This is a genomic window from Actinomyces marseillensis (assembly GCF_900155605.1).
GTDB classification, from domain to species: Bacteria; Actinomycetota; Actinomycetes; order Actinomycetales; family Actinomycetaceae; genus Pauljensenia; species Pauljensenia marseillensis.
This window is the reverse complement of record NZ_LT707420.1, coordinates 1539654-1553739: the sequence shown is the minus strand read 5'-3', so window position 1 is coordinate 1553739 and position 14086 is coordinate 1539654. Positions and strand designations below refer to the sequence as shown.

The 14086-nt window shown below is 54.8% G+C and carries 14 protein-coding genes; 13 read left to right on the top strand and 1 reads right to left on the bottom strand.

The annotated features are described in order from the left end of the window. Nucleotides 1–42: 42 nt before the first annotated feature. The 10 genes from BQ8011_RS06855 to BQ8011_RS06810 all read left to right on the top strand — a co-directional run bounded on the left by BQ8011_RS06855 (nucleotide 43) and on the right by BQ8011_RS06810 (nucleotide 10146). Nucleotides 43–1293, top strand: coding sequence for a carboxylate--amine ligase (locus tag BQ8011_RS06855; protein WP_072455891.1), 1251 nt, complete (start codon nucleotides 43–45; stop codon nucleotides 1291–1293). Between the two features lie 13 nt (nucleotides 1294–1306). Next, nucleotides 1307–2326: a lipid II:glycine glycyltransferase FemX gene (locus BQ8011_RS06850; protein ID WP_034503541.1), complete on the top strand. Its 1020-nt coding sequence runs from the start codon at nucleotides 1307–1309 to the stop codon at nucleotides 2324–2326. A gap of 137 nt (nucleotides 2327–2463) precedes the next feature. After that, complete coding sequence (gene thrS / locus BQ8011_RS06845; protein WP_072455889.1) at nucleotides 2464–4452, top strand: threonine--tRNA ligase; 1989 nt, start codon at nucleotides 2464–2466, stop codon at nucleotides 4450–4452. Nucleotides 4453–4454: 2 nt separating this feature from the next. Further along, nucleotides 4455–5018 (top strand): HIT family protein, encoded by a 564-nt coding sequence (locus BQ8011_RS06840; protein WP_072455887.1) that lies wholly within the window; start codon nucleotides 4455–4457, stop codon nucleotides 5016–5018. Beyond that, the gene (pgsA, locus tag BQ8011_RS06835) at nucleotides 5018–5647 is read left to right on the top strand and encodes a phosphatidylinositol phosphate synthase (RefSeq protein WP_072455886.1); all 630 of its coding nucleotides are present in this window, start codon (nucleotides 5018–5020) and stop codon (nucleotides 5645–5647) included. Before BQ8011_RS06840 ends, pgsA begins: the two co-directional genes overlap by 1 nt. Next, a complete protein-coding gene (locus tag BQ8011_RS06830) occupies nucleotides 5644–6567 on the top strand; it encodes an LpxL/LpxP family acyltransferase (protein ID WP_327021910.1) in 924 nt (307 codons plus the stop codon). Before pgsA ends, BQ8011_RS06830 begins: the two co-directional genes overlap by 4 nt. Beyond that, the gene (locus tag BQ8011_RS06825; protein ID WP_072455882.1) at nucleotides 6568–7746 is read left to right on the top strand and encodes a glycosyltransferase family 4 protein; all 1179 of its coding nucleotides are present in this window, start codon (nucleotides 6568–6570) and stop codon (nucleotides 7744–7746) included. Continuing rightward, nucleotides 7739–8365, top strand: a complete 627-nt coding sequence (locus BQ8011_RS06820; protein ID WP_072455880.1) for a hypothetical protein — start codon at nucleotides 7739–7741, stop codon at nucleotides 8363–8365. The genes BQ8011_RS06825 and BQ8011_RS06820 overlap by 8 nt, the downstream gene beginning before the upstream one ends. Beyond that, complete coding sequence (locus BQ8011_RS06815) at nucleotides 8366–9634, top strand: PrsW family intramembrane metalloprotease (protein ID WP_072455878.1); 1269 nt, start codon at nucleotides 8366–8368, stop codon at nucleotides 9632–9634. It abuts the gene before it with no gap. Beyond that, the gene (locus BQ8011_RS06810) at nucleotides 9631–10146 is read left to right on the top strand and encodes an NUDIX hydrolase (protein WP_072455876.1); all 516 of its coding nucleotides are present in this window, start codon (nucleotides 9631–9633) and stop codon (nucleotides 10144–10146) included. Before BQ8011_RS06815 ends, BQ8011_RS06810 begins: the two co-directional genes overlap by 4 nt. A gap of 57 nt (nucleotides 10147–10203) precedes the next feature. Here the strand turns inward: BQ8011_RS06810 and BQ8011_RS06805 are convergent, their stop codons facing one another. Beyond that, complete coding sequence (locus BQ8011_RS06805; RefSeq protein WP_034503520.1) at nucleotides 10204–11442, bottom strand: glucose-1-phosphate adenylyltransferase; 1239 nt, start codon at nucleotides 11440–11442, stop codon at nucleotides 10204–10206. Nucleotides 11443–11560: 118 nt separating this feature from the next. Between BQ8011_RS06805 and glgA the strand changes: the two genes are divergently transcribed. Genes glgA through BQ8011_RS06790 form a run of 3 tightly spaced genes read left to right on the top strand, consistent with a single transcriptional unit; the run spans nucleotide 11561 to nucleotide 14082 of the window. Continuing rightward, nucleotides 11561–12772, top strand: a complete 1212-nt coding sequence (gene glgA / locus BQ8011_RS06800) for a glycogen synthase (protein ID WP_034503516.1) — start codon at nucleotides 11561–11563, stop codon at nucleotides 12770–12772. 52 nt (nucleotides 12773–12824) lie between these two features. Continuing rightward, entirely contained in the window at nucleotides 12825–13613 is a 789-nt protein-coding gene (locus BQ8011_RS06795) for an ABC transporter ATP-binding protein (RefSeq protein WP_072455874.1), read from the top strand. Nucleotides 13614–13641: 28 nt separating this feature from the next. Continuing rightward, entirely contained in the window at nucleotides 13642–14082 is a 441-nt protein-coding gene (locus BQ8011_RS06790) for an NfeD family protein (protein WP_034503510.1), read from the top strand. Nucleotides 14083–14086: the final 4 nt, after the last annotated feature.

The following is a 14086-nucleotide window of genomic DNA, read 5'->3' as shown; positions in this document are numbered from 1 at the left end:
CTATGCTGGAGGGGTTCACCTCTATCGAGCGAAAGAGAAACGATGACTGTGGCCGACGCTCCTGTGCAGCCTGTTCTTTTGGGCGGAGATTTTGGAGTCTACGCTTTGGCGCGTTCTTTCCACGAGGCCTACGGAGCTACTTCGATTGTCCTTTCCCATGCTCCGACGGTTTCAATCGCGCGCTCGTCGTTTTGCCATGTCCAGCCGATCATTGCGCATGCCTCAGATGAGGTTTTGCTTGAGACTTTGATGCGCATTGCATCGACCTATTCCGATCGTGCTTTGGTTCTGGTCGCCAATCATGACCTCCATTCCGAGTTCGTCGCGAGGAATTGGGATGCGCTCAGCGCTCATTACGCATTGCCCTTCCCCTCCATGGAAGTCATCGACTATGTGACCGACAAGGGGGCATTCGCTCGCTTATGCAATGATTTGGGCGTTCCTACACCGGCAACCGTCGTTGTTTCTTTCCGAGATTTCTCCACTGCCGAGGCCTGGGTTGCGCCTAAGATTCCCTTTGCCTTTCCCGTGGTCGCTAAAGCTGCTCGAGGTAATGACTACGACGGGCTGGAATTCGAAGGAAAGCGCAAGATCTGGTTTGTCGAGAGTGCCCAAGAACTCGATGAACTGTGGGCACGTTTGGGAGAGGTCGGTTTTAAGGGAGACTTCGTTGTTCAGGAGCTGATTCCTGGTGACAACACGCAGATGCGCTCGGTGACCGCGTATGTGGACTCGAAGGGACGCATGACGCTGATCGGGTCAGCGCGCGTGCTTCTTGAAGACCATGCTCCGACCATGATCGGTAATCCGGTTGCCATGATTACTGAATCTTTCCCACAGTTGTGGGCGGATGCTCAGCGTATTCTCGAAGCTGCCAACTACCGTGGGTTTGCGAATTTTGACGTGAAAATTGATCCACGCGATGGACGGGCGCTCTTCTTCGAAGTCAATCCGCGAATTGGTCGTAACAGCTGGTACATGACCGCCGCTGGGCACAACCCAATGATTCCGATGGTTGACGACTTAGTTAAATGTCTTTCACGGGAGCGCGATGAGGTCCACGAGGAGATCTTGTACTCGATGGTTCCCGATCGTCTGCTCATGCGCTACCTACGCGATCCCGAGCTCGCGAAACGGGTGCGTGGTTTGATTCGCAGTGGAAAGCGATTTGACCCGCTGTTCTACTCGCGTGATAGGGATCTTCGCCGATCGATCACTTTGCATCTGCAAAAGCTCAACCACTATCGCAAGTTCCATCGGTATTACCCTCAAGCGAACGATCGTTCATTCTAAGGGGATTTTTGTCATGTCACAGGTACAGCTCCGCTCGATTACAGCCGAAGAAATGCGTATCGGCGCTGCCGGCGTAACCCCGCTTCCGGTTGAACAATCTGCAATTTGGGAGCAATACGAAGCTGTTGAAGGACGTAAACTTTGGGGTCGCCTCGAGTATTGCGAGGAAGGAAAGCGAATCGCCCTGGTTGCGCTCTACGAGTACTCAATGCGAGGAGCGCGCTATCTGTGGGCGAAACACGGCCCTGTGTGGCTGAAGGAAGCAACCCCTGCACGTGAGCGCGCATTCCGCGATGCTTTGGCCCGCTATGTTCGCGAAAAAGACTCTTCGGTTGTCTTTATTCGTTTGCATGCGACTTTCTCCGCAGACGATCTTCGAGATGTCATGCAGATCATCACCTACGATCGGACGGTCATCATTCGGTCCCACGGTGGTGATGAGGAGAAGATTCTTGCTGATATGACGAAGGAAGGCCGTCGCCAGCTTCGACGTTCCCGAAAGGCCCTTGCGCAGGTCGAAACCAGCATTGCTGACGAACGCGAAGCCGCCGCACAGGACTTCAGTGAATACTACGAAGTTTTGAAGGAAACCGCGCAGCGCGACGGTTTCCACCCGCATCCTCCCGAGGTCTATGCAACGATGCTCAAGGTTTTGGGCGAACAACATTCGCACCTATATGTCCTTCGCGTCGATGGCAAGGTTGCCGCGTGGAACCTCATTTTGGTGAACGATCGTCAGGCCGAATGCTATTACGGTGCAACGACAGCGCTGGCGCGCAAACTTGGCGCGATGCCAGAGCTGGATGTTCAATGCGCACTCACTCTTGGCCCCGATCTTGATCCGCAGGGTGGTATCGATCTTATGGGCATGCACTCGCCTCGCGTGCCGGAGCTTTTTACCGTTGGCAAGTACAAGCTGAACTTTGCCAAGGGCTACACGGATGTCCCCGGAGCGTGGGATCTTCCTTTGCGCCCGCGACTCTACGCGGGGCTGCGTAACTTGCTTTCACTCAAGCGCGCACTGCGTTCGTGACATTGCCGCCTCGGCGGCTACGATAGAAGGGTCCAAGCCTGTCGATTCTCGATAAGAGCGTTTGACGCGCCTTCGTATGCGTGCAGTTGACAGGTAGAGATGGCGCTTGTCGCCAGAAACCCGAAGGAGCACAGCTCGTGCCTGTTATCAACGTAACTATTGATGGCGTTGCTGTAGAAATTGAAGAAGGCTGCACCGGTTTGCAGCATTATGCCTCGCGTAGCGACGTCGTCGCTATGACAGTCGATGGAAAAGCATGGGATCTCTCCCGTGAAATCCCATCCGGCGCAACGGTGGAAGCAATTACCCTGAACTCTCCAGCCGGTCTGGAAATCCTGCGTCACTCCTGCACACACGTCATGGCTCAGGCGGTTCAGGAAGTGTTCCCGGACGTGAATCTTGGAATCGGCCCCTTCATCACCGATGGTTTCTACTATGACTTCGGGAATATCGATTCGGTCACTCCTGAACTCATGCGCGACCTGGAAAAGCGCATGAAGCGCATTGTCAAAGAAGGCCAGACCTTCCGTCGCCGCGTGGTCAGTGAAGACGAAGCCCGCGAAGAACTTGCCGATCAGCCCTACAAGCTTGAGCTCATCACCACTAAGGGTGGGGGAGCAGAGGATGCTTCTGTCGAGGTTGGCGGCTCTGAACTGACAATCTACGACAATGTGCGCCGTGACGGCACAACCGCTTGGAAGGACCTGTGCCGCGGCCCCCACCTGCCTTCAACCAGGCCGATCGGCAACGGTTTCGCGCTCACCAAGTCGTCTTCCGCATACTGGCGCGGCGACCAAGCCAACGACCAACTGCAGCGAATTTACGGAACTGCGTGGGCCTCGAAGGAAGATCTTGTCGCCTATCAAGAACGACTCAAGGAAGCTGAGCGACGTGATCACCGTCGCCTCGGTGCTGAGCTTGATCTTTTCTCCTTCCCAGAGGAACTCGGCGCTGGTCTGCCTGTTTTCCACCCCAAGGGCGGCGTCCTCAAGCGTGTCATGGAAGATTACGTGCGCGAAGCCCACATTGAGAACGGATTCCTCTACGTGGGTACTCCCCACATCTCAAAGGAAGATCTCTTCCATACCTCGGGTCACCTTCCCTACTATGCGGACGGGATGTTCCCGCCCATGGATGATGACGGTCAGCTCTACTACCTCAAGGCCATGAACTGCCCGATGCATAACCTGATCTTCAGGAGCCGAGGCCGTTCTTACCGTGAACTTCCGCTGCGCCTCTTCGAGTTCGGTACCGTCTACCGCAATGAGAAGTCCGGTGTTCTTCAAGGACTCACTCGCGTTCGCTCTATCACTCAGGATGATTCGCACTCCTATGTGATGCCCGAGCAGGCCGGTGATGAAATTAAGCACCTGTTGAACTTCATCTTGACGCTTCTTCGCGATTTCGGTTTGAACGACTTCTACCTCGAGCTGTCTACCCGCGACACCGATGGAAAGAAGAAGGACAAGTTCATCGGAACCGATGAACAGTGGGAGGAAGCCACCGAGATCTTGCGTCGCTGCGCAGAAGAAACCGGTTTGGATACCGTTCCCGATCCGGGCGGTGCTGCATTCTACGGCCCGAAGATTTCCATTCAGGCGAAGGACGCAATCGGACGTACCTGGCAGATGTCGACTATTCAGTACGACTTCAACCAACCGCACCGTTTTGGACTGGAATACACCGCTCCTGATGGAAGCCACCGTGAACCGGTCATGATCCACTCGGCGAAGTTCGGCTCGATCGAGCGCTTCATCGGCGTGCTGACCGAGCACTATGCAGGAGCATTCCCCGCGTGGCTTTCGCCCGTGCAGGTACGACTTGTTCCCGTTGCCGAGGCCTTTGATGAGTACGTGGATACGGTTGCTCAGCGTTTGCGAGAGCGTGGTATTCGCGTCGAAGTTGATCATTCCGATGATCGCTTTGGCAAGAAGATCCGTAACGCCGCAAAGCAGAAGGTTCCCTTCACTTTGATTGCGGGCGGGGAAGACCAAGAAGCGCAGGCAGTGTCCTTCCGTTTCCGCGATGGCTCCCAGCTCAACGGTGTTCCCGTCGACGAGGCGGTTGAGCGTATCGCGCACCACATCGCGACCCGCAATAACGCTGATCCTAGCGCTGAGGACTGACAATGAGTGACACTCTTCCGACCGAGGATTCACGGGCACTTGCTGGTGTTCCCGACGGTTTTGATCGTTTGTGGACGCCGTATCGGATGGCCTACATACATGGCGATCACAAACCCGCCGATTCCTCGTCGGAAGAGTGTCCTTTTTGTGCTGCGCCATCGCGCACTGACCAAGAAGGGCTCATCGTTCACCGCGGGGACACGTGCTTCGTTTTGATGAATCTCTTCCCTTACAACTCTGGGCACCTCTTGGTCTGTCCCTATCGCCATGTCTCTGACTACACGCAGCTGAGCGACGAAGAACGCATTGAATTGGGGCGCCTGACCGCAACGGCAATGCGAGTGGAACGCGAAACCGCCAACCCCGCTGGATTTAATTTGGGGATGAACCAAGGCGAGGTAGCGGGAGCGGGGATTGCTGCTCATCTCCACCAACACATCGTTCCCAGGTGGGCAGGAGACGCGAATTTCTTCCCCATCATTGCGCGCACGAAAGCTGTGCCTGAACTACTTGAAGACGCGCGTGCGCGTCTAGCGGCGGCTTGGCCAACGTCACAGGAGAACTAGTGCTCGGAAACCACGGACGTTCAATTACCAAAACGATCTTCACTCCGCTTGCCAGGCTTCTGCTGGCAGCACACGTGACACCAAATATGGTGACCGTTACGGGGACTCTCGTCACGATCGCGGTTGCAGTTTCTACTTTGCCAAGGGGCTATCTCTGGCAGGGGGCGCTCGCGTTGGGAGTCGTTCTATTTTGCGATTCTATTGACGGAGTCCTTGCACGAATGAGTGGGACCTCTTCGCCTTTTGGTGCTTTCCTTGACTCGACGATGGATCGCCTGGGCGATGGCGCTGTTTTTGCTTCTCTTGTTGCTTTTGCCGTCTTCACCATGGAGCCTTCGACAACTCGAACAGTGGCGATTATCGCGGGCCTGATTGCGATTGTTGGCGCGGCGACCGTTCCCTATGCTCGTGCGCGCGCAGAGTCTGTCGGTGTTATTGCCAAGGTTGGGATTGCCGAGCGTACTGATCGATTGATTATTGCTTTATTGGGAGCCGCTCTTTACGGTTGGGGTGCTCCAGCCTTCTTCTTTGCCGCAGGTCTATGCTGGGTTGCTTTCGCTTCTCTGGTGACCGTTATTCAACGCGTGCACTTCACCGCTCGCCACATTGAACAACCCACGGAGTCATGATGTCGGGTCGCGGCCTTGTGTGGGCGTTTAAAGTCGTTCCACATCTTCCTTTTGGATGCGTCCGATGGCTTGGCCGTCGCGCGGCGGATCTGATGTGTCTTCTCAACGGTTCGAGCGTGCGAAGAATGCGCGCAAACCATGAGCGTTTATTAGGACACCCAATTTCGCGCGTCCAGTTGCGCGAAGCTGTGCGTTCACACGTCAACGCCTACGTCGAACAACTTAGTTTTGGCGGACGCATCGGCGAAGCGCTGCGCAGCCGCGTTGATTTAAGTCAAGCCCAAGGGCTGATCGAACTGAGTTCCTCCGGTCCGGTCGTGCTTGCTCTTGCGCATTCGGGGACATTCGATCGTGTAGGTGCAGCGGTTTGTGCTCAGGGACTGGGGATTCTTACCGTTGCAGAAAAACTGAATCCACCAGAACTCTTCGATGCCTTCGTCAACCTGCGGAGCAATGTTGGCATGGAAATTATCGGTGTGTCGCCGGGGGATAGCGTCTTCCACACCCTTCGTGATCGGGCTGAAGGACGCGCAGGCCTCGTTGTCCCGCTTCTTGCGGATCGCGATATTTCCGGATCAGGGATCGAGGTGGACTTCGGTTCCCGCAAAGCGCTTGTCGCAGCCGGTCCTGCGGCGCTTGCTCGCGCGCTACGAGCACCCTTGGTTGCCGGGGTTGTCTCCGATGTCGATAATTCGGGCCGCCCAGAATTCGTTCGTTTGGAAATTACCGAAAACCTCTACGATCCAGATACCGAAGATCCCGACGTTCCCGAACTGACCCAGCGATGGGTGAATGCGTTAACACCGATTCTTCAACGTAGGATTCGCGAGTGGCATATGATGCAAGCAGTCTTTGTTGAGGATTTAGATCCGGAGCGGTTGGAGAGAGCGCGTCAGCGCGCAGCGCAGAAGGGGCACTAGGTGAAGATCGGAATAGTTAATCCCTACTCCTGGGACGTTCCCGGCGGCGTTCAATTCCACATTCGCGATTTCGCCCTTGAACTGCTTGAACGCGGCCACGAGGTCAAGGTTCTTACCCCGGCGAAAAATACAACGGATTTACCCGAGTGGATCACCGCGGTTGGGTCATCCGTCGCTATTCCTTTCAATGGTTCCGTTGCGCGTCTTTCTTTCAGCCCCATTGCGAATGCGCGAACAAAGAAATGGCTTGAAGAAGGCGATTTCGACGTACTTCACGTTCACGAGCCCGAGGTTCCATCGATTTCGATGCTCGCTCTTCGAGCCGCAACCGTTCCTGTCATTGGGACATTCCACGCGGCGCTGGACTATTCTTTCTCGCGCTCAGTTTCTTCTCCTGCTCTTGATCCGCTTCTTGAGAAGCTTGCCGCGCGAATTGCTGTTTCTGCCGAGGCGCGTCGCACCCTTGTAGAACATCACGGTGGCGACGCTGTGATCATTCCCAACGGTGTCGACACCTGCTTTTTTGCCGAGGCTGAGCCTAAGGAAGAGTGGGCTGCAACGGTCGATCGCCCGGTTGTTGTTTTCCTGGGACGCCTAGACGAACCGCGTAAGGGCCTTCCTGTTTTCGCCGATGCAATCGACGCGGTCCTTCAGGAAGTCCCCGGGGCTCGTTTCTTGATCGCTGGGCGAGGCGGTGCTCACGAATTCCAAAAACAACTGGAGCGCTTTGGCGATTCAGTCGAATTCCTCGGGGGAGTGAGCGATGAAGATAAAGCCTCACTTCTCAAAGGCGCGACTGTTTATGTCGCACCGCAGACTGGTGGTGAGTCTTTCGGGATCGTTTTGGTCGAGGCGATGGCGGCGGGCTGTACCGTTCTTGCCTCTGATCTCGAGGCATTCCGCGCTGTGCTTGACCAAGGCGAATCAGGAGCGCTATTTGCAACGGGTGATAGCGCTGATCTTGCTCGCCAGCTCGTTGCACTGCTCAAGGACTCTGAGCGCTGTAGTGCACTTGCGCAACGCGGCCTGAATGCAAGCCGTCGCTATGGATGGGATACCGTGACAGATCAGGTTCTTGCTCTCTATCAGACCGTTTTGGTCTCAGCTCAGGGACAACCTGCTGATCCATCGGCTTTAGATTTGCTCCGGGGCCGAAACGGGGGAGATGACAGTGAATAACCCACTCATGCTCCTTATTGCGATCCTTACTGTCGGCTGCGTTGCTCTCGTCATTCGTCAGTCTGCGATTCTTGCGACTCGTCTGGATCGTCTACATTGGCGTATTTTGACGACGCGGGATTCACTTGCTCTTCTTCTCGATGAACGAGCTCGATACGGGCAAAGGATTGCCGAGTATCCCGACTTGCCTTCAGTGGTATCGGCCGAGCTCTCTTCGGCTGCTTGCGCATGTGTGCGACGTGAGGATCTTCCTCTAGTCGCTGATGGCCTCGATAGAAGAAGTACTGAAGCAGCAGCAACAGACGAAGAAACACGAACTCAGTCATTGGCTTACCTTGAGGCACAATCAACGCTTTCACGTGTGCTCCGTAGTGCGATCAATACCGAGGTCCGTGCGGCGATGGAGAATGATCCCTACTGGTCTCGCGAACTTCACCAGCTCGATCAGGTATCGTACAAAGTGCAATTAGCGCGTTCAATGCATAACCTCTACGTCAGTCAGACACGTAAAATTCGAGAGCGTACCTGGGTCAGGCTGGCGCATTTGGCTGGACATGCTCCCTATGCTCTGAGCGTCGACTTTGATGATGACACCCTTGAAGATGGACTTGGCTATTAAATGAGTGACACTACTGCGCGTTGGGGTGGTCCGGGGGAGGACTACCGTCTGAAGAAGATTAGAACCACGGAATCGGAACTCATTCGGCCTGAAGACCCCGCTCCTGAACTTGCCCCGAGTTGGCATATCCCGCAGCGAGTGAAGACCCTGCCCTATCTGGAAATTATCTTTACGCTGCTGGGAACCCTCGGTGTCATTGTTCTTATGGCGACATATGTCAGCACCGGAGGTGTTGTATCCGCTGCAACGATGACTCTTCTTGCCCTGATCCCGCTTGGAATTGTGCTTGGCGTTTTGAATTACCTCGATCGTTGGGAGCGAGAGGGCTGGAAGGCAAAATTCTTGTGCTTCATCTGGGGGGCGGGCGTTGCTACGGCGTCATCTCTTGTCGTCAATAGCACTCTGAATCTTGATCTTGCACGCACTTTGGGAGACGCGAATATAGCGACGGTACTGGTCGCTGTGATCGTCGCTCCTTTTGCTGAAGAACTCTTCAAGGGCCTCGGCGTCATCATCTTTATTGTTGCCCGAAGAAACTCAATTAATTCTCGGCTCGACGGATTGATTACCGGTGGTATCGTCGGTGCCGGATTTGCGTTTATTGAAAATATTCAGTATTTCCTGAAGTCCAGTTCATCAGGCAGCTTGATGTTGACTTCGACGGTATTTAACCGTGGAATCCTTTCGCCTTTCGTTCACCCGATGGCAACCTCTTTCACGGGAATGGCTATCGCCTTGGTGATTATTCGCTGCTACGGTCCGCTGTGGAGCACAATCCGCGTATTTCTCGGATACCTCACCGCAGTCTTCTTCCATGCCTTCTGGAATTTCCTTGCAAGCGTGAACGATCAAGGAAGCTGGTATGTTGCATACCTGTTCTTTGAAGTGCCCCTTTTCGTCGCCTGGTTTGTATTCCTTCTGATCCAATACTCCCGAGAATTGTCGAATATTCAGCGAGGCCTCATTCCCTATGTCGTCGGAGGCTGGGTCCTGCCCGTTGAAGTGGGTATGGTGAGCGATCGCGCTCAACGACGGAACGCGGTTGAGTGGGCCGCGAAATCCGGATCGGAAGCTCGCAAGTCCATGGATCGGTTCTTGAACGCGCTTGCTGCCGTTGGCCTCGATGAAGCGAATCGCGAAAAACGTCGCCGGCCGGACCCCGGGCGTGATGCTTACGACCGCGCCCTCCTCGACAAAGCGATCCAGGAACGGAGTCGATTCCTCTCATTGACGCAACTGTCCCAAACGGCAGCCCAGGTGGGGGCGTGAGCGCGCACAATTGGCCTCGGGACGCGGAAGGAATCCCGCATAGACGTGCGGCGCGAGTCATTCTTTTTGATGAAGAAGACCGTGTGCTTCTGGTCCGAGGCCACGACGCGGACAATCCCGAGCGCTCGTGGTGGTTCACCGTTGGCGGGGGAATCGAAGATGGAGAAAACGCTCGACAATGTGCGTCGCGCGAGCTTTTTGAAGAAACTGGAATCCGCTTAGCCCCGGAATTATTGATCGGACCTATCGCTCGTCGCCGTGCAGTTTTTGATTTTGAAACAGTCCTTGCGCGTCAAGACGAAGAGATCTTTTATGCGCGTACGCACCGCCAGCAACTGAGTGATTCCCGCTGGACCGAAGAGGAACAACGCGTCATTGATGAATACCGCTGGTGGGATATCCATGATTTTGAGGCTCAATCAAATGACTATGAATTCTATCCAACCCAGCTCATCGAACTGATTCGCGTCTGCCTTGCTGGTTGGGATGGAAGGACTCTCGTCGTCGAATAACTTTACTGGCCTCCGAACATTACCTTCGGAGGCCAGTAAACGTCTCATGCGCAGCTCTTAGCGAGTAACGACGACTCCCTTGGGGACGACAGTAATACCCGATTCGGTGACTGTGAAGCCACGTTCGAGGTCGTGCTCGAGGTCAACACCGACAACCGCTCCCTCTTCGACGACAACTCCCTTATCGAGAATCGTCTTCGAAACGATTGCATGACGGCCCACTCGGGTGCCGTTCATGATGACCGAATCCGTCACCTGTGCCCACGAGTGGACGTAGGTGTTGGGAGAAATGATCGAGTGGTAGACCTCGCCACCGGAGATAATCACACCGGGGGAGACGAAGGAATCCACAGCGTGACCCATGCGGGAATGCTCGTCGCCATAAACGAACTTTGCAGGAGGCAGGGAACCATCCAAGAGGGTCATTGTCGGCCAATCCCTGTTGTACAGGTTGAAGACCGGGTGAACACTAATGAGGTCCATATTGGCCTCGTAGTAGGCGTCCAGGGTACCAACATCGCGCCAATAATCGCGGTCACGATCGGTAGATCCGGGGACGTCATTATCCTTGAAGTCGTAGTAGCCGCACATACCGCGCTCGACGAACCAAGGGATGATATTGCCACCCATGTCGTGCTTGGAGAGAGGATCTTCTGCGTCTTCACGAAGCGCGGCAATGAGTTCTGCCGTTGTGAAGACGTAGTTACCCATGGATGCAAGGACCTGATTGGGGTTATCGGGAAGGCCTTGCGGGTTCTGCGGCTTCTCAACAAACTTATCGACGTGCCCGTCCTTACCTTCGATGACACCCAAAGAAGGCGCTAGCTCGATGGGCTGACGGATACCGGCCACGGTTGCAGGAAGACCCGACTCGATGTGGTGCTCGACCATCTGTGAGAAATCCATGCGGTAGATATTGTCGGCACCTGTAATCACGATGTAATCGGGATTTTCATCGTCGACGATGTTGAGCGACTGATAGATCGCATCGGCGCTTCCCAGGTACCAGTGCGGGCCGCGACGCTGCTGAGCGGGCACAGGTGCAATGAAGTTACCGAGGAGAGGAGAGGTATACCAAGTTCGCGTGACGTGGCGGTCAAGCGAGTGTGACTTGTATTGAGTCAGGACCACGATTTTCATGTATCCCGAATTGACCATATTCGAGAGAGAAAAATCGATGAGACGGAAGTGACCACCGAAGGGAACGGCCGGCTTTGCCCGATCCATGGTCAAGGGCATGAGCCGTTTACCCTCGCCTCCGGCTAGAACGATCGCAAGAACATGATTTTTAGCCATGACACAAGAGTATGCGTAAACGCACACTTTTGGTGGCCGATTTTAAAACGTGGCGAAGAACATAGTTCACGCAACATTTCCGCTAAGCTAGAGACATCCGTGCGTCAAAGGAGCTCACATGCGCGTTGATTTGCTGACCCGAGAATACCCGCCACATGTCTACGGGGGAGCGGGAGTCCACGTTACCGAATTGGCCAAAGTTCTTCGCCCTCGGGTTGATGACCTGCGGGTTCAGGCTTTTGATGGTCCTCGCGAAGGAGAAAAAGGCGTCTTCGGCTACGAGGATCTGCCTCAACTCGCACAGGCAAATGCTGCGCTTCGTACTCTTGGAGTTGATCTTGAAATCGCAGCCCAGACGGTTGGCGCTGACCTTGTGCATTCTCATACGTGGTATGCAAATTTTGCCGGACATATTTCGGCTTTATTGAACGATATTCCGCATGTGATTACCGCACATTCCCTTGAGCCTTTGCGTCCGTGGAAAGCTGAACAGCTCGGTGGCGGTTACCGCGTGTCTTCTTTCATTGAGCGTTCCGCCTACGAGGCCGCAGCTGGGGTGGTTGCTGTATCGCACGGAATGCGTGAAGACATTTTGCGCGCTTATCCGGCGGTTGATCCCGATCGTGTGCACGTGATCCACAACGGAATTGATCTGTCGCAGTGGCATGTGCCCACAACGCCGGAAGAAAAGGAACATCAGGCGAAGGTCTTGGCCCAGTGGGGAGTGGATCCCAAGCGGCCGTCGGTGATCTTTGTTGGTCGCATTACTCGCCAAAAGGGACTCCCGTACTTCTTGCGCGCTGCGCGTTTGCTTCCCGACGACGTTCAGGTCATTTTGTGTGCTGGAGCTCCCGATACCCCACAGATTGCAGCCGAAGTTGAAGGACTCGTTGCAGAGCTTCAAGCCACTCGCAATGGTGTCATTTTGATTTCAGAAATGCTTCCGCGCGCCGACCTCATCGCACTCTTGGACTGTGCGACTGTTTTTGTCACTCCCTCGGTCTATGAACCTCTTGGAATCGTCAACCTTGAAGCTATGGCCGTCGGCTTGCCCGTCGTGGGAACCGCAACGGGAGGTATCCCCGATGTCATTGTTGATGGAGAGACGGGATACCTTGTCCCGATCGAGCAACTACACGATGGGACCGGAACTCCCCTTAACCCGGAAGCTTTCGAGCATGATATGGCTGAGCGTTTGATTCAAGTCTTGGCTTCGCCCGAAAGAGCTCGAGAAATGGGACATGCTGGGCTTGTACGCGCGCGGGAACATTTCTCGTGGGATGCAATCGGTGAAAAGACGGTTGAACTCTATAAACAACTCGTTCACTGAGCCTGATTGATTTGGAAAAGACACACTGTATATCCTGCGAGATACTGAAACAATGGATACCGTGATTGAGCTCAATGATGTCAGCTTGACCCGTGGCGAGACCGAGATTCTTCGTGAAGTTTCTTGGCGTACCTCGCGCCAAGAACAATGGGTAGTTCTGGGGGCAAACGGAGCAGGGAAAACATCCCTTGTTCGCGTCGCCAGCGGAAAAGTTGCGCCATCTTCTGGGCACGCATGTTTTGATGGTGTTCCACTCGAATCATGCCAACCCCAGGAACTGGCAGCTCGTTGCTCTTTGGTATCTCTTTCGAGTACACAACGGCTGCGCCCAAGTACGCGAGTGATTGATGTTGTTCGATCTGCCGCGTGGGGCGTTTCATCGCCTTTTGGCGAGGAATACGAAGACGTTGATACCGCGCGCGCACGTGACCTGCTCGCTCTCTTCAGCGTTGCCCAACTTGAAGATCGCCCATTCCATACTCTTTCCGAGGGGGAAAGGCAAAGAATCGTCCTTGCCCGCGGACTGATGTCGGATCCAGAAGTTTTGATTCTCGACGAGCCCGCGGCGGGACTCGATTTGGGCGCGCGAGAATTGCTCATCGCTGCAATGGCCGAGATCATCTCTGGCCGCGCTGCCCCTCAGGTCGTCTTGGTGACGCATCACCTCGAAGAGATTCCTCAGGAGATTACGCACGCACTGGTTATGAAAGCCGGTGAAGTCTTTGCCGCTGGCCCTGTTGAGGAAGTCCTAACCGGACGAGTTCTATCTGAAGCCTTTGAACTGGCGCTGAGCGTAGAAAATGACCACGGTCGCTGGTTTGCGCGCGGCCTACCTCGTTGAGTACTAGCTGACTGGAAGGAGAAACAATATGACGTGGTGGATGTGGCTGCTGGCAGCCCTACTCCTTGGAATCATTGAAGTTCTCAGCATTACTTTCGTGTTCCTGATGTTCGCCATTGGAGCCGTTGCTGCGGCGATTACCGCATTTTTCGGTGGTGGCCTCATTGCGCAAGTCGTAGTTTTCGTTGTGGTTTCGCTTCTCTTGCTCATCGTCATGCGCCCGCTCATGAAAGGACGTATCCAACGATCGGGTGATGACGTCCGAACGAATGCGGATGCGCTGATCGGAAAGAGCGGCTACGTGACGCAACTCGTGGGGGAACGCGATGGTCGCATTCAGTTCTCCGGAGGCGAATGGAGCGCACGGAGCACAGGCGAGCTTATCCCCGTGGGTACTCAAATTGAGGTTGTCGCTATTGAAGGCGCAACCGCGGTTGTTCGTCCACTGACAAATCAGCCATTGAATTAATCAA